Annotated in this window: 24 protein-coding genes and 1 pseudogene; 11 read left to right on the top strand and 14 right to left on the bottom strand. The window is 66.9% G+C overall.

Going from position 1 to position 26700, the window contains the following annotated elements:
• Positions 1–3: 3 nt before the first annotated feature.
• From ACWDUN_RS07615 to ACWDUN_RS07605, 3 genes are all read left to right on the top strand, one after another.
• Positions 4–1359 (top strand): hypothetical protein, encoded by a 1356-nt coding sequence (locus ACWDUN_RS07615; protein WP_449926802.1) that lies wholly within the window; start codon positions 4–6, stop codon positions 1357–1359.
• 199 nt (positions 1360–1558) lie between these two features.
• Positions 1559–1960, top strand: coding sequence for a hypothetical protein (locus ACWDUN_RS07610; protein WP_449926799.1), 402 nt, complete (start codon positions 1559–1561; stop codon positions 1958–1960).
• Between the two features lie 94 nt (positions 1961–2054).
• Positions 2055–3533, top strand: a complete 1479-nt coding sequence (locus ACWDUN_RS07605) for an FAD-dependent oxidoreductase (protein WP_449926797.1) — start codon at positions 2055–2057, stop codon at positions 3531–3533.
• Here ACWDUN_RS07605 and coaA read toward each other — a convergent pair.
• On the bottom strand, positions 3505–4437 hold the full coding sequence (gene coaA / locus ACWDUN_RS07600) for a type I pantothenate kinase (RefSeq protein ID WP_449926794.1): 933 nt from the start codon (positions 4435–4437) through the stop codon (positions 3505–3507). The genes ACWDUN_RS07605 and coaA overlap by 29 nt on opposite strands.
• Positions 4438–4467: 30 nt before the next feature.
• On the opposite strand from coaA, the gene ACWDUN_RS07595 reads away from it, so the two are divergent.
• From ACWDUN_RS07595 to ACWDUN_RS07570, 6 genes are all read left to right on the top strand, one after another.
• Positions 4468–5664, top strand: a complete 1197-nt coding sequence (locus tag ACWDUN_RS07595; protein WP_449926791.1) for a DUF885 domain-containing protein — start codon at positions 4468–4470, stop codon at positions 5662–5664.
• A gap of 33 nt (positions 5665–5697) precedes the next feature.
• A complete protein-coding gene (locus ACWDUN_RS07590; protein ID WP_449926788.1) occupies positions 5698–7152 on the top strand; it encodes a glycine hydroxymethyltransferase in 1455 nt (484 codons plus the stop codon).
• Positions 7153–7220: 68 nt separating this feature from the next.
• Positions 7221–8048: an acyl-ACP desaturase gene (locus tag ACWDUN_RS07585; RefSeq protein WP_449926786.1), complete on the top strand. Its 828-nt coding sequence runs from the start codon at positions 7221–7223 to the stop codon at positions 8046–8048.
• 202 nt (positions 8049–8250) lie between these two features.
• Complete coding sequence (locus tag ACWDUN_RS07580; protein WP_449926784.1) at positions 8251–9564, top strand: PhoH family protein; 1314 nt, start codon at positions 8251–8253, stop codon at positions 9562–9564.
• A 59-nt stretch (positions 9565–9623) separates the two neighbouring features.
• Positions 9624–10358 (top strand): polysaccharide deacetylase family protein, encoded by a 735-nt coding sequence (locus tag ACWDUN_RS07575; RefSeq protein WP_449926782.1) that lies wholly within the window; start codon positions 9624–9626, stop codon positions 10356–10358.
• Positions 10359–10393: 35 nt separating this feature from the next.
• The gene (locus ACWDUN_RS07570; RefSeq protein WP_449926779.1) at positions 10394–10870 is read left to right on the top strand and encodes a PRC-barrel domain-containing protein; all 477 of its coding nucleotides are present in this window, start codon (positions 10394–10396) and stop codon (positions 10868–10870) included.
• Here the strand turns inward: ACWDUN_RS07570 and ACWDUN_RS07565 are convergent.
• From ACWDUN_RS07565 to glpX, 4 genes are all read right to left on the bottom strand, one after another.
• The gene (locus tag ACWDUN_RS07565; protein WP_449926776.1) at positions 10830–11255 is read right to left on the bottom strand and encodes a nuclear transport factor 2 family protein; all 426 of its coding nucleotides are present in this window, start codon (positions 11253–11255) and stop codon (positions 10830–10832) included. The two genes, ACWDUN_RS07570 and ACWDUN_RS07565, sit on opposite strands and share 41 nt — an antisense overlap.
• Entirely contained in the window at positions 11252–12511 is a 1260-nt protein-coding gene (locus ACWDUN_RS07560; RefSeq protein ID WP_449926773.1) for an MFS transporter, read from the bottom strand. The genes ACWDUN_RS07565 and ACWDUN_RS07560 overlap by 4 nt, the downstream gene beginning before the upstream one ends.
• Positions 12512–12587: 76 nt before the next feature.
• A complete protein-coding gene (locus ACWDUN_RS07555) occupies positions 12588–13994 on the bottom strand; it encodes a class II fumarate hydratase (protein WP_449926770.1) in 1407 nt (468 codons plus the stop codon).
• A gap of 30 nt (positions 13995–14024) precedes the next feature.
• Complete coding sequence (gene glpX / locus ACWDUN_RS07550) at positions 14025–15053, bottom strand: class II fructose-bisphosphatase (protein WP_449926767.1); 1029 nt, start codon at positions 15051–15053, stop codon at positions 14025–14027.
• A 56-nt stretch (positions 15054–15109) separates the two neighbouring features.
• On the opposite strand from glpX, the gene ACWDUN_RS07545 reads away from it, so the two are divergent.
• Complete coding sequence (locus ACWDUN_RS07545) at positions 15110–15769, top strand: DUF4245 domain-containing protein (protein ID WP_449926764.1); 660 nt, start codon at positions 15110–15112, stop codon at positions 15767–15769.
• A gap of 33 nt (positions 15770–15802) precedes the next feature.
• Here the strand turns inward: ACWDUN_RS07545 and ACWDUN_RS07540 are convergent, their stop codons facing one another.
• The 7 genes and pseudogenes from ACWDUN_RS07540 to ACWDUN_RS07510 all read right to left on the bottom strand — a co-directional run bounded on the left by ACWDUN_RS07540 (position 15803) and on the right by ACWDUN_RS07510 (position 24001).
• Complete coding sequence (locus tag ACWDUN_RS07540; RefSeq protein ID WP_449926761.1) at positions 15803–17020, bottom strand: AI-2E family transporter; 1218 nt, start codon at positions 17018–17020, stop codon at positions 15803–15805.
• 21 nt (positions 17021–17041) lie between these two features.
• Positions 17042–17791 (bottom strand): SDR family NAD(P)-dependent oxidoreductase, encoded by a 750-nt coding sequence (locus ACWDUN_RS07535; RefSeq protein ID WP_449926758.1) that lies wholly within the window; start codon positions 17789–17791, stop codon positions 17042–17044.
• Positions 17788–18858, bottom strand: a complete 1071-nt coding sequence (locus tag ACWDUN_RS07530; RefSeq protein WP_449926755.1) for an NAD-dependent epimerase/dehydratase family protein — start codon at positions 18856–18858, stop codon at positions 17788–17790. The genes ACWDUN_RS07535 and ACWDUN_RS07530 overlap by 4 nt, the downstream gene beginning before the upstream one ends.
• 145 nt (positions 18859–19003) lie before the next feature.
• Positions 19004–19858, bottom strand: a pseudogene (locus ACWDUN_RS07525) (formylglycine-generating enzyme family protein); the annotation flags it as partial.
• Between the two features lie 79 nt (positions 19859–19937).
• Positions 19938–20834, bottom strand: a complete 897-nt coding sequence (locus ACWDUN_RS07520) for an HAD family hydrolase (protein ID WP_449926753.1) — start codon at positions 20832–20834, stop codon at positions 19938–19940.
• Positions 20834–22378, bottom strand: a complete 1545-nt coding sequence (locus ACWDUN_RS07515; RefSeq protein WP_449926750.1) for an arylsulfatase — start codon at positions 22376–22378, stop codon at positions 20834–20836. The genes ACWDUN_RS07520 and ACWDUN_RS07515 overlap by 1 nt, the downstream gene beginning before the upstream one ends.
• A gap of 81 nt (positions 22379–22459) precedes the next feature.
• Positions 22460–24001 (bottom strand): arylsulfatase, encoded by a 1542-nt coding sequence (locus ACWDUN_RS07510; RefSeq protein WP_449926748.1) that lies wholly within the window; start codon positions 23999–24001, stop codon positions 22460–22462.
• Positions 24002–24260: 259 nt separating this feature from the next.
• Here ACWDUN_RS07510 and ACWDUN_RS07505 point away from each other — a divergent pair, with 259 nt between their 5' ends.
• Entirely contained in the window at positions 24261–24707 is a 447-nt protein-coding gene (locus tag ACWDUN_RS07505; RefSeq protein ID WP_449926745.1) for a DUF5994 family protein, read from the top strand.
• Positions 24708–24832: 125 nt separating this feature from the next.
• Here ACWDUN_RS07505 and ACWDUN_RS07500 read toward each other — a convergent pair whose 3' ends face one another.
• The gene (locus tag ACWDUN_RS07500) at positions 24833–25558 is read right to left on the bottom strand and encodes an alpha/beta fold hydrolase (protein WP_449926743.1); all 726 of its coding nucleotides are present in this window, start codon (positions 25556–25558) and stop codon (positions 24833–24835) included.
• Entirely contained in the window at positions 25558–26664 is a 1107-nt protein-coding gene (locus tag ACWDUN_RS07495; protein ID WP_449926740.1) for a 3-beta-hydroxysteroid dehydrogenase, read from the bottom strand. The genes ACWDUN_RS07500 and ACWDUN_RS07495 overlap by 1 nt, the downstream gene beginning before the upstream one ends.
• Positions 26665–26700: the final 36 nt, after the last annotated feature.

The following is a 26700-nucleotide window of genomic DNA, read 5'->3' as shown; positions in this document are numbered from 1 at the left end:
ATCATGTCGGGCCTGTCGGCGATCGTCTTCGCGCTCAGCTGGTGGCTCGGCCTGTATCTGCTGGCCCGTGATCCCCGCAAGCCGGTGCTCGTCCTGGCCGCGGCCGGTCTGTGCAGTTTCGCGGTGGTGGTCGCGCTCGACGCCGTCCGGGTGGTGACCGGCTCGGCGCTGCTGAGCCAGGTCGAGGTTTTCCTGGTCGTATTGCCCGGCATCTTCTGGTTCGCGGTGCTCGTCGAGCTGTCCCGACCGATCGACACCTGGCGCAGCCGTGTCGGCGAGGTCGGCCTGGTCATCGCGGTGGCCGCCGTCGCGTTCACCGGCTCGGCGCTGGCCGGCGGTGTCGACGGACCGCTGCGGGCCGGGCACTGGGTGATGTTCGCCGCGGTGTCGCTGCCCTCACTCGCGGCGATGGTGACCGCGATGCTGCGCCCGGCCCAGCCGGTCCCGGTGGTGCGGTTCGTGTTGGTGGCGACGCTGTTCTTCGCTCTAGGCAATGCCATCCTGGTCATCCCGCTGGGGCTGTTGCCGAGCTGGCTGGCGTTGGCCTCGACCGGATTCGACGTGGCACTGCTGGGTATCGCGGTCGCGCTGTGGGACGCGTTCGACGAAGGTCAGGCGCTCAAGGCCGACATGCTGCGCTCGTTCCTCGGGACGACGGCGATCGCTTCCCTGTTCGGTGGGCAGGCCGTCATCGGGCTGGCGGTCGCCGGGACCTCGGCGCAGACCGCGCTCAGCGTGCTGCTGTTCACCAGCCTGGCCATCGCCATCGCGATCAACGTGCTCGCCGATCCGCTGGCCGGCCTGCTCGACCGGCTGACGTTCTCGCCGACGCTGCGCGCCGATCGGGCGGCGCTGCGCAGTACCGAGGCGGCGCTGCCGCTGCGGTCGGACAATTCGTTGCACGAACTCGACGACGACACCTTCGCCCGGCTGACCCGCCGCGCGCTCGGCCACTACGGCGATCTTTCCAAACTGGTCGCCAGCCCGCTGACCGCGCTGCCGGTGATCGACGAGCGGTTGGCCGCCCGCGGCGCCGCGGATCAACCGCTGGAACGGGCCAACGAACTGCGCGCGCTGCTGGCCGACCGGATCGCCGCGCTGAAACCCCGCGACGGCGCCGACTTCGGCACGACCGAACAGTGGCGGCATTACAACGCGCTGTATTTCCCCTACGTCGTCGGCGTGCGGGCGTACGCGCAGAACGCCACCGCGGCGGGGCTGGATCCCATTGCCCGACAGGCCTGGCAGTGGCTGGTGACCGAGGTTCCGCAGCGCTCCCTGCACAACTGGCAGAACGCCGCGGCGAGGGTCATCGCGGCCGATCTGCGCGGCGCTCACGCGGTGGCGCATACCCGCTGACCTGCGGTTGGCAGCGTTTGGCAGCGTTCGGCGTCGAACTGGCAGCGGTCGGCGAGCAGGGTCGTAAGCGTCAGAAGCTCGTCCGGCCGGCCGGTGCGGGGGAGTCGAGCGCACATGGGATGCAGGTGCTCGTGTGTCGAGGTTTGCGAGGCGATCCCGCACCGGTCTTCTCCCATCCATGACTGCCGAAGGGAAAACCATGTCCGCAACGATCACCGCCCCCGCCGTATCGACCGATTCCTTCCTGCGCCTGGCCATGCGCGCCGACGCGATCATCGTCGGCGTCGTCGGCGTGGTTCTGCTGGCCGCGGCCGGCTGGTTCGCCGAGCTGACCGGTCTGCCGCGTTCGGTGGAGATCGGGGTCGGCGTCTTCAGCGTGGTGTACGGCGTCGTCGTGCTCGCACTCGCCGCGCTGGAGCGGGTGCGCCCGGCCGGTATCGGCACCATCGTCGCCAACCTGGTGTGCACCGTCATCGCCGTCGCCGTGGTGCTCGCGGGCGTCTTTCCGCTGACCGGGATCGGCATCGCGCTGGTGCTCGGCACCGGCCTGTACACGCTGGTGATGGCCGAGTTGCAGTACGTCGGCGTGCGCCGGCTCTGAGGTCGCCGCGCCGGACCGCATTCGAGTAGCGCGCTACTCGCGTCGGTTCGGCGCTCCGGCGCGACAGTGGTGGACAACGTCCGAGGAGGTTGCCATGGTCGCCGTCGACAACTGCGATGTCTGCATCGTCGGTGCGGGGTTGGCCGGGATGAACGCCCTCTTCGTGGTCGGCCAGTACCTGAAGCCCGAACAGAAGGTGATCCTGCTCGACCGCAGGCCCCGTGTCGGCGGCATGTGGGTGGACACCTATCCCTACGTGCGGCTGCACCAGCCACATCCCATGTTCACGGCCGGAGACATCGCGTGGACGCTGGGCCGGGAGCGCAGCTACCTGGCCACCCGCGACGAGGTGCTGGATCATTTCGAGCACTGTCTGAATCACATCCGGCGGCGCATCCAGGTGGACGTGCGGTTCGGCTGGACGTTCGAGTCCGACAGCGAACTCGACGAATCGGGGGTGCGGATCAGCTGTCGGGATGAGACAGGCGCCGAGCGCATCATCGAGGCCGACCGGCTGATCAAGGCCTACGGTCTGCGTGTCACGCCGAAGGAGCCGCTGCCGGTGTCCAGCGCCCGCGTACGGTCGGTGTCGCCGAACTCCTGCGACGTTCGCCACGGGGCGATCGGCGACAGCGACGCGCCGGTCTGGATCATCGGCAGCGGCAAGACCGCCATGGACACCGCCCACACCCTCATCACCGCGCGCCCCGGGCGGGAGGTGAACATGGTCGCCGGCACCGGCACCTTCTTCGCCAACCGCGAGCAGTTCTTCCCCAGCGGGTTCAGGCGCTACTGGTCGGGCACCCCGGTCAGTGCCCTCGCGCCGCAGCTGAGCCGTCACTTCGACGGCACCAACGAAGAACAGACCCTGCGCTGGCTGCACGCCGCCTACGGCACCGGCCCCTGCGCACAGGCCGGCCACTACATGGTGGGTGTGCTCTCCGAGGCCGAGAACCGGACCATCACAGCGGGTTTGAAGCACGTGGTGATGGACCACCTCGAAGACGTGGTCGATCGCGACGACGGGACCGAGCTCGTGTTGCGCAGCGGTGCGACCCGGGCGATCCGGCCCGACAGCTGGCTGGTGAACTGCACCGGTTACCTGGTGGGCGCCGATGTCCCATATGAGCCCTACACCTCACCGAGTGGACGGGTGCTGTCACTGCAGCCGCGGTCGATGACGCTGCACCTGACGTCCTACACCGGCTATTTCATGACGCATCTGATGTTCCTGGACCAGCTGAACACGCTGCCGCTGTACGCGGTGGATCTGCAGGAGTTGGCGAACCGATCCAAGTCGGCGCTGCCCTGCGTCATGTTCGCGTTGGTGCAGTACAACCTCAGCCTGATCTACGACGCCGTGCCGACCAAGGTCTTCACCGGATGCGGGCTGGACTTCGACCGGTGGTATCCGTGGCACCGCCGGATGCTGCGCACCGTACAGTTCCTGCGCACCCACCACGCACAGCGCGAACGGGTGCGGCAGACCCTCGACACCGTCGCCGGACGCTTCGACATCCGGTGCGCTCCGTTGGAGTCGGTTCTCAGAGCTTGCGCAGGCGCAGCCGGTTGATCGAGTGATCGGAATCCTTGCGCAGCACCAGGGTGGCGCGCGGCCGGGTGGGCAGGATGTTCTCGATCAGGTTGGGGCGGTTGATCGAATGCCAGATGTCGCGGGCGGCGAACACCGCCTGCTCATCGGTCAGGGTCGAATAGTGGTGGAAATGCGAGGCCGGGTTGGCGAACGCGCCGGCCCGCATCGACAGGAAGCGGGAGATGTACCACTCCTCGATGTCTTCGATGCGCGCGTCGACGTAGAGCGAGAAGTCGAACAGGTCCGAGATCATCAGCGCCGGACCGGTCTGCAGGACGTTGAGACCCTCCAGGATCAGGATGTCGGGCTGGCGGATCATCTGCTTCTCGCCCGGCACGATGTCGTAGATCAGGTGTGAATACACCGGCGCGCAGGCCATGTCGGCGCCCGATTTCACCGCGGTGACGAACCGCATCAGGGCCCGGCGGTCGTAGCTCTCCGGGAAACCCTTGCGGTGCATCAGGTTGCGACGGGCCAGCTCGGCGTTGGGGTAGAGGAACCCGTCGGTGGTGACCAGATCGACGCGGGGATGGTGCTCCCAGCGCGCCAGCAGCGCCTTGAGCACACGCGCGGTGGTCGACTTGCCGACGGCCACACTGCCGGCCACCCCGATCACGAACGGCACCGGGCGGTCCGGGTTCTGCTCGCCGAGGAATTCCGCGGTGGCTGCGAAGAGTCGCTGATGGGCGGCGACCTGCAGGTGGATCAACCGGGCCAGCGGCAGATACACGTCCTCGACCTCGGCCAGGTCGATCTGCTCACCCAGTCCGCGCAGGCCGACGAGCTCGGCTTCGGTCAGCTTCAACGGGGTCGACATGCGCAACGAGCGCCATTGGGTCCGGTCGAACTCCACATATGGGCTCGGCTCGCTGGGCCGCGGCATATCGCAAGTCTTGCATTTACGGTTGACGGTATGAACGCCAGCACCCTCATTGATGAATATCTCTTGCTCGGTCTGCGGTTCGACCGGGTCGAGGAGGGCTATGTCGACTCGTTCACCGGAGACCCGGCGCTGCGCCGGCGGGTGGCCGACGAACCGGCCCCCGATCCGGCCGAGCTGGCTCGCCAGGCTCAGCGCCTGCTGGTCGAGGTGCCGGCCGCCGAGGGACTGGACTCCCAGCGCGCCGAGTATCTGACCGCGCATCTGAAGGCGCTGGCCTGCGCGGGACGCAAGTTCGCCGGCGAGGACGTCGGCTTCGTCGAGGAGGTGCGTGAATACTTCGACGTCGACATCGCCAAGGGTGATCAGGACCGCTACCGCGACGCGCACCGCCTGCTCGACGAGGCGGTGGGCGGCAGCGGGCCGCTGGCCCAACGGCTGCAGGCCTATCGGCAGACCGAGGAGATCCCGCCGGCTCGGTTGGAGGAGTGCATCCACGCGTTCTCCTCGGCGCTGCGCGACACGGTGCGCGTCACCTGGCCGCTGCCCGACGGCGAGACCATCACCTACGAGGTCGTCACCGACAAGCCGTGGTCGGGTTTCAACTATTACGTCGGTGACTACAAATCCACGGTGGCCGTCAACGCCGACCTCAAACAGCAGATGTCGAATCTGCCGCGGTTGGTGGCACACGAGTCCTACCCGGGCCATCACACCGAGCACTGCCGCAAGGAGGCCGGCCTGGTGGCCGGACAGAACCAGCAGGAGCAGACCATCTTTTTGGTCAACACCCCGCAGTGCCTGATGGCCGAGGGTCTGGCCGACCTGGCGCTGTATGCGGTGCAGGGTCCGCAGTGGGGGGACTGGGCCGCCGAGATCTACGCCGACCTGGGTCTGCGTTTCGACGGTGAGCGGTCGGCGGCGGTTTCCGAGGCCGCCGCCGCGCTGGCCGACGTCCGCCAGGACGCGGCGCTGATGCTGCACGACGAGCACCGTGACGTCGACGATGTCGTGGCCTACCTGAGCCAGTGGCTGCTGGTCACCGATGAACGTGCCCGGCAGATGCTGCGCTTCCTGTCCTCGCCGCTGTGGCGCGCCTACACCAGCACCTATGTCGAGGGTTACCGGCTGTTGCGGGGATGGCTGGACGCCCGGCCCGCCGAGGTGTCGCTGACCGAGCGTTTCGGCCGCCTGCTCGACGAGCCACTGATCCCGTCCAGCCTGCGGTAACGAGGGGCGCGGGCAGGGCGTTAGGCTTGCCCCATGACTGCTGACTCGTCGATTTCCGCCCCCGGCACCGAATACGCCGCCACCGCCAGCGAGGCGTATCGCGCCGCGCTGGCCGTGATCGAGTCCGTCGAACCCCGGATCGCCGATGCGACGCGCAAAGAGCTTGCCGACCAACGTGATTCGCTCAAGCTGATCGCCAGCGAAAACTACGCCTCGCCGGCCGTGCTGCTGACCATGGGCACCTGGTTCTCCGACAAGTACGCCGAGGGCACCATCGGCCACCGGTTCTACGCAGCCTGCCAGAACGTCGACACCGTCGAGGCGCTGGCCGCCGAGCACGCCCGCGAGCTGTTCGGCGCCCCGTACGCCTACGCCCAGCCGCACTCCGGCATCGACGCGAACCTGGTGGCGTTCTGGGCCATCCTGGCCACCAAGGTCGAGGCCCCCGGGTTGGCCGAACTCGGCGCCAAGCATGTCAACGACCTGTCGGAGGCGGACTGGGAGAAGCTGCGCGCCAAGCTGGGCAACCAGCGCCTGCTGGGCATGAGCCTGGACACCGGCGGCCACCTGACGCACGGCTTCCGGCCCAACATCTCGGGCAAGATGTTCCACCAGCGCAGCTACGGCACCGACGCGGCCACCGGCCTGATCGACTACGACGCCGTCGCCGCCGCGGCCCGCGAGTTCAAGCCGCTGATCCTGGTCGCCGGCTATTCCGCCTACCCGCGTCGGGTGAACTTCGCCAAGATGCGTGAGATCGCCGACGAGGTGGGTGCCACCCTGATGGTCGACATGGCGCACTTCGCCGGCCTGGTCGCCGGCAAGGTGTTCACCGGCGACGAGGATCCGGTGCCGCACGCGCACGTCACCACCACGACGACGCACAAGTCGCTGCGCGGCCCGCGTGGTGGTCTGGTGCTGGCCACCGAGGAATTCGCACCGGCCGTCGACAAGGGCTGCCCGATGGTGCTCGGCGGACCGCTGTCGCACGTGATGGCGGCCAAGGCCGTGGCGCTGGCCGAGGCCCGCCAGCCCGCCTTCCGCGAGTACGCCCAGGCCGTCGCCGACAACGCCAAGTCGCTGGCCGACGGTTTCCTCAAGCGCGGCGCCCAGCTGGTCACCGGCGGCACCGACAACCACCTGGTGCTGCTGGACGTCACCTCGTTCGGTCTGACCGGCCGGCAGGCCGAGTCGGCGCTGCTGGACGCCGGTGTGGTGACCAACCGCAACGCCATCCCGGCCGACCCGAACGGCGCCTGGTACACCAGCGGCATCCGGTTCGGTACCCCGGCGCTGACCACCCGCGGCTTCGGTGCCGCCGAGTTCGACAAGGTCGCCGAGCTGGTGGTCGACGTGCTGTCCAACACCCAGCCCGACGGCACTTCCAAGGCCAAGTACACGACCGCCGACGGTGTCGCCGACCGCGTGCACGCCGCCTCGGCGGAGATCCTCGCCGCCAACCCGCTGTACCCGGGGCTGACGCTGTAGAGACGTTCGCGGCGTGACACGCGGCACGCAATTTCGAGGAACGTGTGTCGACGGGTTACAGTTACTTTATGGCTGAGAAACCCGTTGCCAATGCGCTGACCCTCGAACTCGAGCCGGTCGTCGGTGAGAACCTGTCTCGCCACCTCGCCACCGAGGAGCCCTGGTACGGACACGACTACGTGCCGTTCGACCAGGGTGAGAACTTCGCCTTCCTGGGCGGCAAGGACTGGGACCCGTCCGACGTGACGCTGCCCAAGCCGATCACCGACGCCTGCGAGATCCTGCTCATCACCAAGGACAACCTCGCCGGCTACCACCGCGAACTCGTCGAGCACTTCATCCTCGAGGACCAGTGGGGCCGATGGCTGGGCCGGTGGACCGCCGAGGAGCACCTTCACGCCGTCGCGCTGCGCAACTACCTGGTGGTCACCCGTGAGGTCGACCCGACCGCCAACGAGGACGTCCGCGTCGAGCACGTCATGAAGGGCTACCGCGCCGACCGGCTGAGCCAGATCGAGACGCTGGTGTTCATGGCCTTCTTCGAGCGCTCGCACGCCGTGTTCACCCGCAACACCGAGGCCCAGACCCCCGAGCCCACCCTCAAGGGTCTGCTGGGCCGGATCGCCTCCGACGAGGAACGCCACACGGTGTTCTTCACGAACCTGGTGGCGCACTGCCTGACCACCAAGCGGGACGAGACGATCGCCGCCATCGCCGCGCGGGCCGCCGCACTCGACGTCGTCGGCGGTGACATCGACGCCTACGCCGACAAGCGTGCCGTGATGGCCGAGGCCGGCATCTTCGACGAGGCCGCCAAGCGCCGGGTGATCGCCGACCTGATCGCCGAATGGGGGCTGTCCGAGGCACCAGAGTTACGAGAGTTCACCGGCGCGTAACCTGTTGTGCCGGTTGATCCGGCGCGCCTGACGGGCAGACCCCGCGCAGCGGGAGTAGCGTCGAAGTCGATGGCTAGCGAATTGCTTTGCTGTCCGGGCGGTACCGAACCTCATCACGAGAACGGGGCCGGCCCCGGTCCTGGTACCGCGCGTGCCCGCCGAAACGCCTTCGCGGGGCTCGCGGAGGCTCTAGGAGCGCCTCGTGACCGATTCGCCGATCCGGACCTACGTGCTCGACACCTCCGTGCTGCTGTCTGATCCCTGGGCAATTACACGGTTCGCCGAACACCAGGTGGTTGTCCCGCTCGTCGTCATCAGCGAGCTGGAAGCCAAACGGCACCATCACGAACTCGGCTGGTTCGCCCGCCAATCACTGCGCCTGCTCGACGATCTGCGTCTGGACCACGGTCGGCTCGATCAGCCGATTCCGATTGGGACAGAAGGCGGAACGCTGCAGGTCGAGCTCAACCACAGTGATCCGACGGTGCTGCCGTCGGGGTTCCGCAACGACAGCAATGACGCCCGCATCCTGACCGTCGCGGCCAACCTGGCCGCCGAGGGCAAGCTGGTGACCCTGGTCAGCAAGGACATCCCGCTGCGGGTCAAGGCGGGCGCGGTCGGCCTCACCGCCGACGAGTACCACGCCCAGGATGTGGTGACCTCCGGCTGGACCGGAATGGGTGAGCTCGACGTGTCGGCCGAGGAGATCGACTCGCTGTTCGCCGACGGTGATCTGGAGCTGCCCGCCGCGCGGGATCTCCCGTGCCACACCGGTGTTCGGCTGCTCGGTGGTAGCTCCTCGGCGCTGGGCCGGGTGAACGCGGACAAGCGTGTGCAGTTGGTGCGAGGTGATCGCGAAGTGTTCGGCCTCCGGGGAAGGTCCGCCGAACAACGCGTCGCTCTCGATCTGCTGCTCGACGAGTCCGTCGGCATCGTCTCCCTCGGCGGCAAGGCCGGTACCGGCAAGTCCGCGCTGGCGTTGTGCGCCGGCCTGGAGGCGGTGCTGGAGCGGCGCACCCAGCGCAAGGTCGTGGTCTTCCGGCCGCTGTACGCCGTCGGCGGCCAGGATCTGGGCTACCTGCCCGGCTCCGAGAGCGAGAAGATGGGTCCGTGGGCGCAGGCCGTCTTCGACACCCTCGAAGGGCTGGCCAGCCCGGCGGTGCTGGAGGAGGTGCTCTCGCGCGGCATGCTGGAGGTGTTGCCGCTGACCCACATCCGCGGCCGGTCGCTGCACGACTCCTTCGTGATCGTCGACGAGGCCCAGTCGCTGGAACGCAATGTGCTGCTGACGGTGCTGTCCCGATTGGGAACCGGGTCGCGGGTGGTGCTCACCCACGATGTCGCCCAGCGGGACAACCTGCGCGTCGGCCGGCACGACGGTGTCGCGGCCGTCATCGAGAAGCTCAAGGGCCACCCGTTGTTCGCGCACATCACGCTGACCCGCAGCGAGCGGTCGCCGATCGCGGCGCTGGTCACCGAGATGCTCGAGGAGATCAGCCCCAACGCACTGCCATGACGGTGATTTCGGTGAGGATTCGTGCGCTGGCCGCACGTATCCTCACCGAAATCACGAGGGTGGGTAGGCTCGCACGGGTGTGCTCGGTGCGGTTGGTGGCCGTCGTCCTGCTGCTGGCGGTGAGCGTGCCGCCGGTGCGCGCGCACGCCGACACCGTCGACTGCGCGGTGGTCAAGTGCGTGGCGCTGACCTTCGACGACGGTCCGGCTCCGCACACCGACCGGCTGCTGAAGGTGCTGGCCGACAACGACGCTCGCGCGACGTTCTTCCTGATCGGTGACAAGGTCGCGGCCGACCCGGCGGGGGCCGCGCGGATCGCGGCGGCCGGGGTGGAGATCGGTAACCACACCTGGAGCCACCCCGATCTGACGCTGATCCCCGACGGCGAGATCGCCGGGCAGCTCAGCAGGGCCACCGAAGCCATCATCGCGGCGACCGGGCAGCAACCCGACCTGATGCGCCCCGGTTTCGGCAAGGTCGACGACCGGGTGCTCGCCGAGGCCGGGCGGCAGGGTTTGGCCGTGCTGAACTGGGATGTCGTCCCGTACGACTGGATCCACGACCCCGACATCGAAGCCAGTAGGCAGCTACTCATGGCGCACACCGCGCCCGGGTCCGTGGTGCTGCTGCACGACATCTTCGCCTCGACCGTCGACCTGGTCGAACAGTTCATCCCGGTGTTGAAGGCCAACGGTTATCACCTGGTGACGGCCGGCGAACTGCTCGGTGACCGGGCCCCCGGCAGTCTCTACGGATCGGTCGACAACGGCCCTGCGGTGCACGCGCTGCGCTGACGTTTACCGATTTCGTTCTTCGGATACCCGAAGGTATGACGACATTGGTGGAGCAGTACGTCGGCGCGACCGCGTACGACGTGTCGGGCGGCAAGATCGGCAAGATCGACAAGTTGTTCGTCGACGGGAAGACCCGCGAGCCCCGGTGGGCGTCGGTGCGCCACGGATTCCTGGGGATGTCGCACGCGATCATCCCGCTGATCGGATCGCGGCGCGAGAACGGCGCGGTCACCGTCGTCGTCGGCAAGGACGCGGTCAAGCAGGCACCGGCCGTGCGGACCGACGAGGGCATCACCACCGAGGAGGCCCATCGGCTGAGCCGGCACTACCGCCTCGACGAGGAACTGCCCGACGCGCCGCCGCCACCGGAGCCCAGCCACCACTCCTCGGTGCTCGATATCGCCTCGGCCGCAGCGGGTATCGGTGGCACCGCGGTGAACACCGCGGCCTATAACGGGGCCGAGGAGCCTGCTACGGACGCAACCGAGAATCGGGCGCATAACCCTCGGTGATCACCCGGCGGTGGCCGAACCGCCAGCCGTCGGGCCCAGGGATCACGACGTCACGGTAGGTGCCCCAGTGGTCCAAACCGCGGGTGCCGATGAATTGGAAGCAGGCGTAGGTCTTGGCGCTGCCGTCCGGTCGCGGCTCGACGTGAATCGAGCTGAGGTGGTGACGGGCGGGCAGGAAATCCGCCTCGGCGAACCGGGCCGCGGTCTCCTCGAACATCCGCAGGATGGCATCCGGTCCGGTGTACTGCTGCTCACCGATCTGCAGGATGCCGTCCGGGGCGAACAGTCCTGCCAACTGTTCGACCTTGCCGGTATCGGCCAGATACTGGTAGGTGGTCAGCAGATCGCTGACCCCGACGTGCAGTCGCAGTTGGTCGTCATTCATGCTGAACGTCTCCATCTTCCGGGCAGCAGGGCCGCGGCGGCGACCGAGATCACCGATACCCCAATCAGATACGCGGAGATCGAGGCGCTGGTGCCGGTCGCGTTGTACAACGCCACGGCGATCGTCGGGGCGAAGGCCGACCCGACCACCTGCGACAGCGTGTACCCGATCGACACCGCGCTGTAACGCACGTCGGCGTCGAACACCAGACTGAACAGCGATCCGGTGACACCGGCCGCCGGTGCCATCGCCAGACCGAAGATGAGGATCAGCGCGACCATGAACAGGCCGGGCCGGCCGGTGTCGATCAGCGCGAACGTCGGCACCACAGCGGCACCCATCGCGATGACACCGCCGATGAACACCGGTTTGCGGCCCACTCGATCCGACAGCGCCCCGAACAGCGGATAGGTCAGCACGGCGACGACCGCGGCCACGAAGACTCCGAAAAGTGCCTCGGCGCGGTCGATTCCGGCCACCGTGGTGCCATAAGAGACCAGATACGCCACGCAGATATAGGCGAACACACCCTGGGAGAGGTAGGCGCCGGCCACCAGCAGGATCTGGCGCCCATGCCGCCGGAACGCCTCGGCGATAGGTAACCGCTGCACCGCCGACTGTTGCTGTAGCGCAGCAAAATCCGGACTCTCGGCCAGCGACAGCCGGATCACCAATCCGATGACGATGAGTATCGCGCTGGCCAGGAAAGGAATTCGCCAACCCCAGGACAGAAACTGTTCATCGGGCAGCAGCGACACCGCGTAGAACGCCAGCGTCGCGATCGCGGTGCCGGCCGGGGCGCCCATCTGCGGAAAGGCGCCGTAGAAGCCCTTCCGGTCGGCCGGGGCGTGTTCGACCGCCATCAGGGTTGCCCCGCCCCATTCACCACCGACGGCGAACCCTTGCAGCAACCGCAGCGCCGTCAACAACACGGGCGCGGCCACACCGAGCGCCGCATAGGTGGGCAGCAGTCCCATGGCCACGGTCGACCCGCCCATCAGCAGCAGCGAGTACACCAGCATGCGCTTGCGGCCCACCCGGTCGCCGAAATGCCCGAACACGATGCCGCCCAACGGCCGTGCGACGAATCCGACACCGAACGTGGCGAAGGAGAGCAGTACACCGGCGGCGGGGGAGGCGCTGGGGAAGAACAGCTTCGGGAAGACCAATGCGGCGGCGGTGCCGTAGATGAGGAAGTCGTAGAACTCGACCGTCGTTCCGACGAAGCTGGCCAGTGCCGCGCGGCGGGGCGTCATTCCGCCATCATCACCCAGCAGACGAGAATGGCCCCCGAAACCGGAGTTTTGGGGGCCATTCGGTGTGGTGTGTGCGTTATTCGCCCGGCTTGACCTTGGCCATGGCGAGTACGTCAAGTCGCTTGTCCAATTCGGCCTCGGAAAGCTTGTCACCGATCAGGCCGCGGTCGATCACGGTCTGGCGGATGGTCTTGCGTTCCTTGAGGGCTTCCTTGGCGACCTTGGCGGCCTCTTCGTAGCCGATGGCCGAGTTCAACGGCGTCACGATCGACGGCGATGACTCGGCCAGCTCACGCAGGCGCGCGTCATTGGCGACCAGACCGTCGATGCACTTGGTGGCGAACAGCTTCGAGACATTCGCCAGCAGGGTGAACGACTCCAGCACATTGCGCGCCATCATCGGGATGTACACGTTCAGCTCGAAGGCGCCGGACAACCCGCCGACGGTGACGGCGGCGTCGTTGCCGATGACCTGGGCGGCCACCTGGGTGACGGCCTCGGGCAGAACGGGATTGACCTTGCCCGGCATGATCGAACTGCCCGGCTGCAGGTCGGGCAGCTGCAACTCGCCGAGACCCGTCAGCGGACCCGAACCCATCCAGCGGATGTCATTGGCGATCTTGGTCAGCGACACCGCGATGGTCTTCAGCGCGCCCGACGCCTCGACCAGTCCGTCGCGAGCGGCCTGCGCCTCGAACGAGTCCTTGGCCGTGCGCAATTCGGCGATACCGGTCTGGTCGACCAGCACCTCGACCACCTTGGCACCGAAGCCGTCGGGGGCGTTCAGCCCGGTGCCGACGGCGGTGCCGCCGATGGCCAGCTCACCCAGGCGGGGCAGAGTCGCCTTGACGCGTTCGATACCGGCCTCGATCTGGCGGGCGTAGCCACCGAACTCCTGGCCCAGCGTCACCGGCACGGCGTCCATCAGGTGGGTGCGACCGGACTTGACCGTGGTGCGCCACTGGCGGGCCTTCACCGTCAGCGACTCGTGCAGCACCTCAAGCGCCGGGATCAGGTGGCGCACGGCGGCTTCGGTGGCCGCGATGTGCGTGGCGGTCGGGAAGGTGTCGTTGGAGCTCTGCGACATGTTGACGTCGTCATTGGGGTGCACGGTGACGCCGCCCGCCGCCGCGATGGAGGCGATGACCTCGTTGGCGTTCATGTTCGAGCTGGTTCCCGACCCGGTCTGGAAGACGTCGATGGGGAATTGGTCGTCGTGGCGGCCGTCGGCGATCTCGGCGGCCGCGGCGATGATGGCGTCGGCCTTGTCGGCCGCCAGCAGTCCCAGGTCCTTGTTGACCTGTGCGCAAGCACCTTTGAGCAGCCCCATGGCGCGGATCTGGGTGCGCTCCAGCCCGCGGAAGGAGATCGGGAAATTCTCCACGGCACGTTGGGTCTGGGCGCGCCAGAGCGCGTTCTTGGGCACCCGGACCTCGCCCATGGTGTCGTGCTCGATGCGGTATTCGACAGCGTCGTCGGACATTGGCTCCCTGTTCGTGTTGGTGTGCGGTGGTTACGGCAGTGGGTACGCGGCCGAGCTGTCGCCGGTGAAGTTGACCGCGGAGTACTCGTTGAGCTTGGCCAGCCGGTGGTAGGCGTCGATCATCCGGACGGTGCCGGACTTGGACCGCATCACGATGGACTGCGTGGTGCAGCCGCCACCGAAGTAGCGGACACCCTTGAGCAGGTCACCATCGGTGACGCCGGTGGCGCAGAAGAAGACGTTCTCACCGGAGACCAGATCGGTCGTGGTCAGCACGCGGTCGAGGTCGTGGCCGCGGTCGAGTGCCCGCTGGCGTTCCTCGTCGTCGGTGGGGGCCAGCGTGGCCTGGATTTCCCCGCCCATACAGCGGATGGCGGCCGCGGCGATGATGCCCTCGGGGGTGCCGCCGATACCGACCAGCAGGTCGGTGCCCGAGTCGGGGCGGCAGGCCGCGATGGCACCGGCGACGTCTCCGTCGGAGATCAGCCGGATCCGGGCACCGGCCGAGCGGACCTCCTCGATCAGCTTGGCGTGCCGCGGGCGGTCCAGGATGCAGACCGCGACGTCGGCGACCGAGGCCTTGCGCACCTTGGCGATGCGTTGGATGTTCGCTGCGATGGGTGAGGTGATGTCGATGAAGTCGGCGACATCGGGCCCACCGGCGATCTTGTTCATGTAGAACACCGCCGACGGGTCGAACATGGCGCCGCGCTCAGCCACCGCCAGCACCGAGATGGCGTTCGGCATGCCCTTGCTCATCAGGGTGGTGCCGTCCACCGGGTCGACGGCGAAATCGCAGTCCGGCCCGTCGCCGTTGCCGACCTCTTCACCGTTGTAGAGCATCGGGGCGTTGTCCTTCTCGCCCTCACCGATGACCACGACGCCCTTCATCGACACCGAGTTGACCAGCTCGCGCATGGCGTCGACGGCCGCTCCGTCGCCGCCCTCCTTGTCGCCGCGGCCGACCCACCGGCCGGCGGCCATGGCGCCGGCCTCGGTGACACGGACGAGTTCGAGGGCAAGGTTGCGGTCCGGTGCTTCCCGGCGCGAAGGCGTCATGGCTGCAGATTGTCCCATTAGCGGGTCGAAGTTTGGGAACTGGGATACTGGCTGTCATGAGCACCCAGGAACCGGACTCCGGCGCCGGTGGCGACGACGCCGTCGTCGTGCCGGTGGCCCGCCCTGCCAAGGACCGGCTCCTGCACGACGGCCGCGACATGTTCTGGTCGATGGCACCGCTGGTGGTGGCCTGCATCGTGCTGGCCGGCCTGCTCGGGATGTGCTCGTTCCAGCCCAGCGGCCCAGGTCAGGGCGAGGTGCCGACATTCGATGTGCCCGCGGCGCTGAACTCGGATGCGCAGACGCTGAAGTTGCCGGTCCGGATGCCGGCGCTGCCGCAGGGGTGGCAGGCCAACTCCGGAGGTCGCGGCGGTATCGAGGGCGGACGCACCGACCCCGCGACCGGGCAGGCCGTGCGGGCGGTGAGCTCGCGGGTCGGTTACCTGGCCCCCTCCGGTATGTATGTGAGCCTGACCCAGAGCAACGCCGACGAGGCCCGGCTGATCGGGTCGATCGACGTCGAGGCCGTGCCCACCGGTGCGCAGGACATCGACGGTGTCACCTGGGTGGTCTACGAGTCCGGCGAGGGTGAGCCGATCTGGACGACGCGGCTGTCCGGTCCGGTGCAGCTGGCCATCACCGGAGCGGGCACCCCGGAGGACTTCCGCACGCTGGCGAAGGCCGTGCAGACCCAGGAACCGCTGCCGACGAGCTGACCCGTACACCGACGGTGCACACGGATCGAATTCTCAGCCGTTTTCTCGTTCTGATTGCACCGTCGCGTCGTCGTCCACCGGGGCCGCGGCCTTCGGCGGCGCATGACGTGCGGCACGGGCGCGGGCAATCGACTGTTTGAGCCGGCTCGGCTTGTCCGGCTCGTCCTCGGCCTCGGTGCCCATGTCCATCGGGACACCCTTGTAGACCCACAGATAGACGCTGATCGTCGTGACGATCACGATCATCACCACCGGCCCGATCACGATGCCCAGGAAACCGAACATGGTGATGCCGGCGAAGACCGACAGCAGCATCAGCGCCGAATCCAGCTTGGCCTCCTTGGGCACCAGGATCGGGCGCAGCACATTGTCGATATTGGTCACCACGACGATGTGGAAGACGATGACGAAGATGCCGCCGATGACGTTGCCGAACAACGCCAGACCGATGCCGAACGGGATCGTGACGATGCCGCCGCCCAACGGGATGACCGACAGCGCCGACAACAGGATCGCGAAGATGAAGAACCCGTCGTGGAATCCGGCGATGTAGATCGAGATGGCACCCGCCACACCCTGGGCCAGCGCGATGACGAACTGACCGCGGACCGTGCCGCGGACCATGGCGGCCATCTTGGCCAGATAGAGGTCGGTGGCCTCCTCGCCCAGCGGGTTGAGGCGGCGGATCAGCAGTCGCACCTGATCGCCGTTGACCAGCAACGAGATGAACACGTACAGGAAGATGATGGCGGCGGTCAGGCCACCGAACAGGCCACCGGCCGCGCCCTGCAGGAACTCCAGGCCCCATTCGCCGGCGCGCTGCGCGAACGTCACGACCCACTTCTGCAGCTGCTCGGGGGTGATGTCGGTGCTTGAGAGGAACGGCACCCGGTCGAGCAGTTCGTTGACCACCTTCAGTGACCGCTCACCGAGGGCACTGAGATCGGTGCGGCCCACCCAGTCGGCGACGCTGCGCACCATGGTGGTGATCTGCACGACGCCGAGGGCGATCGCCCCGCTGATCGGGATGATCACGATGGCCAGCGCCGCGAGCAGCGTCAGTGTCGCCGACAGCCCGGTACTCAGCCGCTTGTTCAGTCGGTCGTACAGCGGGTCGAACAGGTAGGCCACCACCGCGGCCACCACGATGAGGATGAAGAATCCGCGCAGGAAGTACGCGCCGAACGCCAGTGCGATGACCGTCGCGATGGCCAGGGCCCGCTTCTGGCTGAGAGTGAACTCAGTTTTCACGGGTCTATTTGACAGGTTCGGTCACTGTTGCGCGAGCTTCATGATGTGTCCGAGCAGATCGGGGTAGCGCTTCATGTGCGCTCCGCCGTTGAGATCGAGCACCTCGCCGGTCAGCCAGGAGGCCTTGGTGAGGAAGACGACGGCCTCGGCGATGTCCTGCGGAGTGCCCGCGCGGCCCAGCGGGGTGTTCTCGACATACTCCTCGACGACGCCTGGTACCAGGGCGGCGCCCTCGGTGAGCGGGGTGTGCACGAACCCGGGCGCGACGGCGTTGACGCGGATGCCGCGTGGCGCCATTTCCAGCGCGGCGACCTGGGTGAGCATCGACAGGCCGGCCTTCGCCGAACAGTAGGCGCTCATCCCGGCGGCGGGTTGGCGGCCGTTGAGGGAGGAGATGGAGATCAGCGAGCCACCCTCGCTCAGTTGCCGGCCCGCGTATTTGGCGACGATGAAGGCGCCGGTGAGGCAGACGTCGACGACGTCGCGGAAATCCTGTACCGCCAGGTCGACGATGAGTCCGATATTGGAGAAGCCGGCGCAGCTCACGACGGTATCGATCGGACCGGCGGTCTCGAAAAGTGTTGCCACCGAGGCCTCATCGGTGACGTCGACGGTCGCCGAGGTGTGCGGTGCGCCGAGTTCGGCGGCGCGGGATGCGGCACCGTCACCATTGCGGTCGGCGACGACGACGCGGTATCCCTCGGCGGCGAGCGCCTGTGCCGACGCCCAGCCGATGCCCGAGGCGCCGCCGACGATGATCGCTGTCCTCATGCCTGTGCTCCGTCCGGTCGGGGGTCGCCCCATTTCTCGGTGATGGCCGCCCACGGGTTGGCGTAGCGGCGACCGCTGCCGTGATAAGGGCTCTGCCGTTTGAGAATCTGCTTGGCCAGCGGTGCGACGAGTCGCAGCAGCGGGCGCTTGAGCCCGGCGTTCTCGGCCGTCTCGATCAGCATGTCGGGCCAGGAATGCTGCTGGAACTTGAGCACCTGCTGAGCCCGGGTGGTGTCCATCCAGTCGGTGTTGAACCAGGCGTCGTCATCACCCGGATCGCCCTTCAGGCCGGCCGGCAGTCCGCCCACCAACCCGAGCGCTGCCGCCATGGCCGGCGCCACATCGCCCTGGATCAGCCGGTGGGTGGCGTCGTCACCGCCGATCAACAGCGTTTCACCGAGCGCATCGGCGGTGGTTGCGGCCGCGAATGCTGTTGCGACGTCGCGCACGTCGACGGTTTGCAGCCGGCCGTCGGTGGGCAGCATCGCCTCGAAGAAGAAGTTGTCGATCTTCATGTAGGAGCCCGGCGTGGCGGTCAGCACGCCGCCCAATCGCAGGATCACCCAGTCCAGATTCGAGGTGCGCACGATCTTTTCGGCCTGGACCTTGTGGTCGCCGTAGACGTCCGCCGGATTGACCGGGGTGTCGGCGGTGAGCACGCCGTCGACGGTGTGCGGGTTGCGTGACCCGTACACCGCGATACTGGAGGCGAGGACGAAACGTGGTGGATCGGAGAGCTTTTCGGCGGCGCGGACCAGGCTGGCGGTGGCCTCGACGTTGACCTTTACTGCCAGTCCGCGGCGCTGGTAGATGAACGGCGGGATGACCGCCGCCAGATGGATGATCGCCGACGGTGCCGTCTCGTGGATCAGGGCACCGACGGCCGTCGGGTCGGTCAGATCGGCCCACCGGACGGTGACCCCCACGGGCAGATTCTCGGCGGCCCTGCGGTTGGCGTCGTTGTCCAGATCGGTGGCGACGACCCGACGCCCATCGGCGACCAATCGCTGCACGGTCGCGGATCCGACCAGGCCGAAGGCGCCGGTCACCAGGACGGTGTCGGGCATGGACCCTCCATGAGTTAGTTAGGACGTCTTGCGAACCCTAGCGAACCTGCACCGCATTCGGAGGATCATTCGGGCGGTTCGGCGGGTTCGCCCCTTGGTAGCCACCGGCATCGGCGGTGATGCCGTAACCGCCGCCTACTGACCGTCAGGAGCGCACGCAGCGAAAACCGATGTGGCTCATCCCGGTATCGATCTGTTGCGGCCTTCGGGCGGCGGGTCGGTAGCGCTGACAGTAGCTGTCGGCGCACAGGAACGAGCCACCCTTGATGACCTTGCGTGGGATGCCGAACTGTGGATCGCGACTGTCGGCGGCACAACACGGGGTGTCGGAACGGTCGTCGCCGTACCAGTCGGTGGTCCATTCCCAGACGTTGCCGGCCATGTCGAACAGGCCGTAGTCGTTGGCGGGGAAGGTGCCGACCGGCGTGGTGGTGCCGTAGCCCTTGTCCGGGAGGTAGGGAAACTCGCCGTGCCAGTAGTTGGCGAGCGGTCGGCCCGGGGCTTCGGGATCGTCGCCCCAGGTGTAGGCGGCGTGCGGTAGTCCTGCTCGGGCGGCGGTTTCCCATTGGGCCTCGGTCGGCAGCGCCGAACCGGCCCAGTCGGCGTAGGCCTGGGCATCCTCGAACGCGATGTGCACGACCGGATGGTTATCCCGGTTGCGCAGTGAGGATTTCGGACCCCGCGGATGGCTCCAGCACGCACCCGGTGTCCACGTCCACCACTGACTCAGATGGCGCAGGTCGACGGGGCCGGCGGTGCGGGTGAACACCATGGAGCCGGGGACCAGGTGCTGTGGTGGTGCCCCCGGATACTGCGCCGGGTCCAGGGGGCGCTCGGCGACGGTGATGTAGCCGGTATCGGCGACGAACTCGGCGTACTCGGCGTTGGTCACCGGATACTTCTGCATCCAGAAACCGTCGACGGTGACCTCGTGGGCCGGTGCCTCCTCCGGGTAGTGATCATCGGAACCCAACCGGAGGGTCTGGGCGGGTATCGCTACCCATCCGTCACCGAACTTGACGTTCTGGTGATTTTCACTCGCACTTTGGGGCCCGTTTGTTCGTTTGGGCGGAAGGGGGTCAGGAAGTGAAGACATGGGTCCAGTCGTGCTTGATGCTGGCGACGGTCCACCCGCTGGAGTCGGCCAGCTGCAGCGATTTCTCCGCTCCGGCGACGTAGTCGAATTCACGCTCGGCGTCGTCGTGGCGCACCAGCAGTTGTAGGGACGGATGCGAGCCGGCCTGGCTGAACTGCAGCATCTCGATGTCACCGTTGGAGTTACCGGCCGCGAAGATCGGGCGCCGTCCGGTCCGGCCCCAGATTCGCACCGGTTTCACCGGGCCGTCGTCGAGGAATTCCGGCCGGTTCGTGGTGCGCAGATGCCCGTCGACGAAGTCCAATCCGACCGAGCTGCCGATCACGCGTTCGGGGGGAATCCCGTACATCCGGGTGGTGACGGGCCGCATGAAGTCACGACCACCGCCGGAGACGATGTAATTGGTGAATCCGTTGTCCTCCAGGTAGCGCAGCAGCTCCACCATCGGCGCGTATCCGCAATCGGTGTACGGGCGGCCGAGTGTGGGGTGATGGGCATCGTCGAAGAACCCCCGCACCCGCGCGGAATGCTCGTCGACGGTCAAACCGGCGTAGGCCGAAAGGATGGCCCCCGCAAGCAGTTTCATGGCCGAATCATCACCGTTGTAGTGCCGGGTGACGGCATCACCGAACCAGTTCAGATCACCTGCTGCCGCGGCCCGGTAGGGCGGGTTGTCCCGCAACGCGGAATCGGCCGCCGCCTGCTCGGCCAGTCGCCGCACCAGGAAGTCCAACTGGACGTAGGCGGGCTTCTCCACCCACAGCGTGCCGTCATTGTCGAAGACGGCCACCCGTTCCTCGAGCGGGACCTCGGCTGCCGCTCGCCCGACGAAGTCGATGATCGCCGACTTCGTCGGGCCGTCCCGCCACGATTCCAGCATCAGCCGCCCCGGTTCGCCAGGAACTTCTCCAGTTCCTCGACGGCGTTGCTGATGGTGAACGACGCCGGTTCCTGCCGCGGCGGGAACTCCTTGAAGGTTTCCAGGAAGCGGGTGACCAGCGCGGAACCGTAGAACATCAGGTACAGCCGGTCGATCACCCAGTCCCAGTAGGTGTTCGAGGTGACGTCGGCATGCTCGAACGGATCCGTGCGCAGGTTGAACAGTTTCGGTGCCCGCAGTTTGGTGAACGGTTCGAACCACACCTCCAGCGTCCCCTGGCGGCGCTGCTCCATGAACACGATCTTCCAATTGTCGAACCGGATGCCCAGCACATCACCGTCATCGGAGAAGTAGATGAGCCCGCGACGGGGGCACTCGTCGACCTCACCGGTCAGGTACGGCAACAGGTTGTAGCCGTCGATGTGCACCTTGAACGTGGTGTCCCCGGCCTGGTGGCCGGCCTTCAGTTTCTCCACGACATCGGGGTCGCCGGCGGCGGCCAGGAAGGTCGGCAGCCAGTCGTGGTGCTGGATGATCTCGTTGGAGACGCTGCCCGCCTTGATCTTTCCCGGCCAGCGGATCATCTCCGGGACGCGGAAGGCGCCCTCCCAGTTGGTGTTCTTCTCGCTACGGAACGGAGTGGTGGCGCCGTCGGGCCAACTGTTGGCGTGCGGTCCGTTGTCGGTGGAGTAGACGACGATGGTGTCCTCGGCGATGCCGAGTTCGTCGACCAGATCCAGCAGGATCCCGACGTGGCCGTCGTGGTCGACCATGGTGTCGTGGTACGGCGACTGCCAGCGACCGGCCTGGCCCTGGCTCTCCGGTTTGGTGTGGGTACGGAAATGCATGTGGGTGGTGTTCATCCACACGAAGAACGGCGTGTCCGAATCGTGCTGGCGCCTGATGAAATCGGCTGCCGCGGCTGTTGTTTCGTCGTCGATGGTTTCCATCCGTTTGCGGGTCAGCGGGCCGGTGTCCTCGATGCGCTGTTTGCCGACCGGCCCGTAGCGCGGGTCGACCTCGTCGGACTCCTCGTCGGTGGCCCAGGAGTGGATGACCCCGCGGGGCAGCAGCGCCTTGCGCAGCAGCGGTGCCTCCGCTTCGGTCGGGTAGTCCTCGTGCTCGGGCTCTTCCTCGGCGTTGAGGTGATAGAGGTTGCCATAGAACTCGTCGAACCCGTGCGCGGTGGGCAGGTACTTGTTGAGGTCGCCGAGATGGTTCTTGCCGAACTGGCCGGTGGCATAGCCGAGGGGCTTGAGCAGTTCGGCGATCGTCGGGTCCTGCGCCTGCAGGCCGATATCCACGCCGGGCATGCCCACCTTGCTCATGCCGGTGCGGTACACGCTCTGGCCGGTGATGAACGAGGCGCGCCCCGCCGTGCAACTCTGTTCACCGTAGGAGTCGGTGAACAACATCCCCTCGCGCGCGATCCGGTCGATATTGGGAGTGCGGTAGCCCATCATGCCCTGGCTGTAGCAGCTCAGGTTCCAGACGCCGATATCGTCGCCCCAGATGACCAGGATGTTCGGTTTACCGCCGGGCATGGTGTCTGCGCCTCTCCGTAGGTGTCCGTGTGCAGATCGCGATTTCGGCACAGGCTAAGCGCCGCGGGTGAACGCTGCGCGTCAATCCTTGGCCAGGAACTCATGCAGCTTGTCGACGGCCTGATCGACGCTGAAGCTGGCCGGGGCGTGGCGCGGCGGGAAGTCCTTGAAGGTCTCCAGGAATTTGGTCGCCATGGCCGTCGCGTAGAACACGAAGAAGTCGTGGCGTAACAGCCACTCGTAATAGGTGTTCGAGGTGATGTCGGCGAACTCGTACGGGTCGGTGCGCAGGTTGTAGAGCTTCGGTACCCGCAACGGTGTGAACGGTTCGGCCCACACCCGCAGCGTGCCCTGCGCGCGCTGCTCGGCGAACACGATCTTCCAGTTCTCGAACCGCAGCGCGACCAGGTCGCCGTCATCGGAGAAGTAGAAGAAACCGCGCCGCGGGCTGTCCTGCACCGCACCGGTGAGATACGGCAGCAGATTGAACCCGTCGATGTGCACCTTGTACGTGGTCTCGCCGATGGTGAGGCCGGACTTCAGCTTCTCGGAGATGTCCGGGTCGCCGGCGGCGGCCAGCAGGGTGGGCAGCCAGTCGTGGTGCTGGATGATCTCGTTGGAGACGCTGCCCGCCTTGATCTTCCCGGGCCAGCGGATCAGCTCAGGGATGCGGAAGGCACCTTCCCAGTTGGTGTTCTTCTCGCTGCGGAACGGGGTGGTGCCGCCGTCGGGCCAGGTGTTGCGGTGCGGGCCGTTGTCGGTGGAGTAGACCACGATGGTGTCCTCGGAGATGCCGAGTTCATCGAGCACGTCGAGCACGGTACCCACGTTGCGGTCGTGGTCGATCATGGTGTCGTGGTACGGCGACTGCCACAGCCCCGCCTGGCCGCGGCTCTCTGGCTTGGTGTGCGTGTAGAGGTGCATGTGGGTGAAATTGCACCAGACGAAGAACGGATTGCCCGCGGCGTGTTGGCGCTTGATGTAGTCGACGGTCGCGTCGGCGATGTCGTCGTCGATGGTCTCCATGCGCTTGGCGGTCAGCGGACCGGTGTCCTCGATGGTCTGCTTGCCGACCGGACCGAACTTCGGGTCATCGGGCTCGACGGACACCTCCTCGGTGGCCTTGCACTTGAGGACGCCGCGCGGTTTGGCCAGCTGGTACAGCCTGGGGTAGCGGTCCTCGTGCGGATAGTCGAAGTTCTCCGGCTCCTCCTCGGCATTGAGGTGATAGAGGTTTCCGAAGAACTCGTCGAACCCGTGCACGGTGGGCAGGAACTTGTTCAGATCGCCGAAGTGGTTCTTGCCGAACTGACCCGTCGCGTAACCCAGCGGCTTCAAGAGTTCGGCGATGGTGGGATCTTCGGCGGCCCAACCGATATCGACTCCGGGCACACCGACCTTGCTCATACCGGTGCGGTAAACGCTTTGTCCACTGATGAAGGCCGCACGACCGGCGGTGCAGCTTTGCTCACCGTAGGAGTCGGTGAAGCGCATGCCCTCGTCGGCGATGCGGTCGATGTTCGGGGTGCGATAACCCATCAGGCCGTCGCTGTAGCAACTGAGATTGCTGATCCCGATATCGTCACCCCAGATGACCAGGATGTTCGGCTTTCCGTCGGGCATGGCGGCTCCCTCGTTCGATCGAGCACCTATCCGGAAATAGTAGGAGTTCGACGGAATGCCGGGGAGCATTCGGCACAGTCCGGCCGTTGTTTCTAATGACCTTGTGCATCAGGCAAATACCGCAGGGGTAGCTGCCGGCGCGGGGCTGGCCGTGGCCGGTGCCGTGGGCGGGCTACCCTGAAATGGTCGTGGGTTCCTCGCGCGCCGAGCATTCGGTGGCCGTCTGCGATCGCTTCGCATACTGACGGGAGCATCGCCGATGGTCGATGCCGACACTTCCCCTGCCACCCGACTGGCAATCTGCGGCCGCACCGAGCAACACGGCTCGGTCGACGGCGCGTGGTGGCCACCGAACCTTGATTTGCGCGCGACGCTGCCGGATCTGGTCTCGGTCATGGGACGGTGGCTGGGACCGGTGCACCGGGTGCTCTATGACGGCAGTGTCTTTCCGACCGCGCCGTCGCGCATCATCCGCGGTAACTCGGCGATCGCGGTCGATCGCTATGCACTGGTCGCCCGCGACACGATCTACCTGGTGGGCACGCATTCCCGCACCGCACTGCTGTGGGTGATGCCGCCGGAGACACCGACCGACGACGCGCGGCGGTTGCTGGCCGCGGTGTCGGAGGCTGCCCAATCGATGACCGTGCGCCGGCTGCGGGCGATTGTCGGCGCAGACCCGATGACCCGCAGCGAGATGGGGTGAGTTTGGTCTTCGTGCGCTCGGTGCCGTAGTCTTGGCGGCAAGCTTCCCCGGCACTGTAGACGCCGCGCGGGAAGCCAGAGGCCGGGGCGCTACAGCGCCACCGGCCTTGTCCAGTTCTTGGGCATTCAGTAATCGGCGTCGACGGCCTCGATGTGCTCGCGCACCAAACGCGGAAAGCGCCCGCGGTCCGGTCGGAAGATGTCGTGCGGGGAGTCGGCGAACTCGTGCAGGCGTGCACCGGGAAACAACCGGTGATAGCGCGCCCAGGCGGCGTCGTCGACGATCGGTGCGTTGGGGCTGCGTACCGCCAGCAGCGGGGGAGCCCACCGCGCCAGTGGCTCCCAAAGTGACTGTGCCACGGCGGAACTCAAGGTGGCGACGGCTGCGGCGCGGTCGACACGTTGGTGCACCATCGTGCCGCGCCAGCGTCCGTCGAGCACGATGGCCGCATGCTCGTCGGGCAGCACGATCTCTTCGGGAACATAATCACCGATGGAGATCGAGCGCACCCGTCGGCGATTTGCGAGCGCCCAGATCAGGGCGTAACACGTGCCGCGCGAGAAGGTCACCAGATGGACCGGGCCGGCGGTCACCGCATCGACCACCGCCGCGACGTCTGCCGCGATTGCCGCGGAGTCATATGGGCCGTGCGGTGCCACGCTGTGTCCATGGCCGCGCAGTTCGGCGACGACGGTGCGTCGGCCGAAGTGCGGCAGCACCTCCAGGTAGTCGTCGGCGACACAGGTGAATCCCGGTACGAACACCACGGGCGCGCCGGCGTCGTCGCCGCCGCCACTGTCCAGGCAGCGGAGGCGGACGTCGCCGCGGGTGACGAAGCGGAACTCGTGCATCAGTCCTTCGACGGGGAATCCGCGGCCGCCACCGGTGCGAGCGCCTGGCTCTCCATCTTGTGGAACAACTCGGTGTAGTACGGCAGGCACTCTTTCATGGCCTGCTCGGTGGTGTACAACGGCTCGTAGCCGAGGTCGCGGCGCGCCTTGGCGATCGAGAAGTAGTTGTTCAGGTAAAGCCGTTCCACGGCAAGGGGTTCGACCAAGGGCTCGCGGATGCCGTACTTGAAGTGCAACCACTGCCAGCCCGTCATCGCCTTGTGCACCAGTCGCCCGGACACCCGGAAGTTGGGCAGCTTGCGGCCGCACGCGGCGACCACCGGTCGGGCGAATTCGAACATGTTCAACGGTTCACCGTCGTTGATGAAATAGGCCTGGCCCGGTGCCGTCCCGCCCGGCACCAGGTGCTCGGCGGCGAGGATGAAACCGTGAATCAGGTTGTGCACGTAGGAGTTGTCCAGCTTGATGTTCTTGCTGCCGACCAGCACCTTGACGTGACCGGCCAGCACGTTCTCGAACACCTTGCGGAACATCGTCTGATCTCCCCGGCCCCAGATCCCGCTGGGCCGCACGGAACACGTGAGCATGCCGTGCTCGCCGTTCTGGGCCAGGACGAACTTCTCGGCGACGACCTTCGTCTCGGTGTACAGATCATTGAATCGCGCCGTGTACGGCATGGTTTCGTCACCGTCGACGATGTCCTGGCCGCCCATCACGACGCTGTTGGAGGCGGTGTAGACGAAGCGTTTGACTCCGGCCTGTTGGCCGGCGTGCACCAGGTTCTGGGTGCCCTCGACGTTGACCGAGAAACTGCGTGTGCGGTACTCCTCGGTGACGGTGGCGCCACCCATCAGGTCGATGATCGCCGCGGTGTGGAAGATCGTGTCGATACCCGCGACGGCCGTGGCGACGTCCTCGGCGCTGGTGATATCGCCGACGACGGTGGACAGCCTGGGATGGCCGGGCAGCGGGGAGGGCACCCGGTCGAACGATCGGACCTCGAATCCCCGGTCGAGCAGCGTGGTCACCAGGTTGGCGCCGACGAATCCGGAGCCGCCGGTCACCAGGACTCGGCCCAGGTCAGTGCGCAATGAAGGGTCACCCATGCGGTCAGGATAACTGAAACGTGTTCCAGTTTTGAA

Source organism: Mycobacterium sp. NPDC003323 (assembly GCF_053589535.1).
Note: the sequence above shows the minus strand (reverse complement) of the source record. Positions and strands in the feature narration are given on the sequence as shown.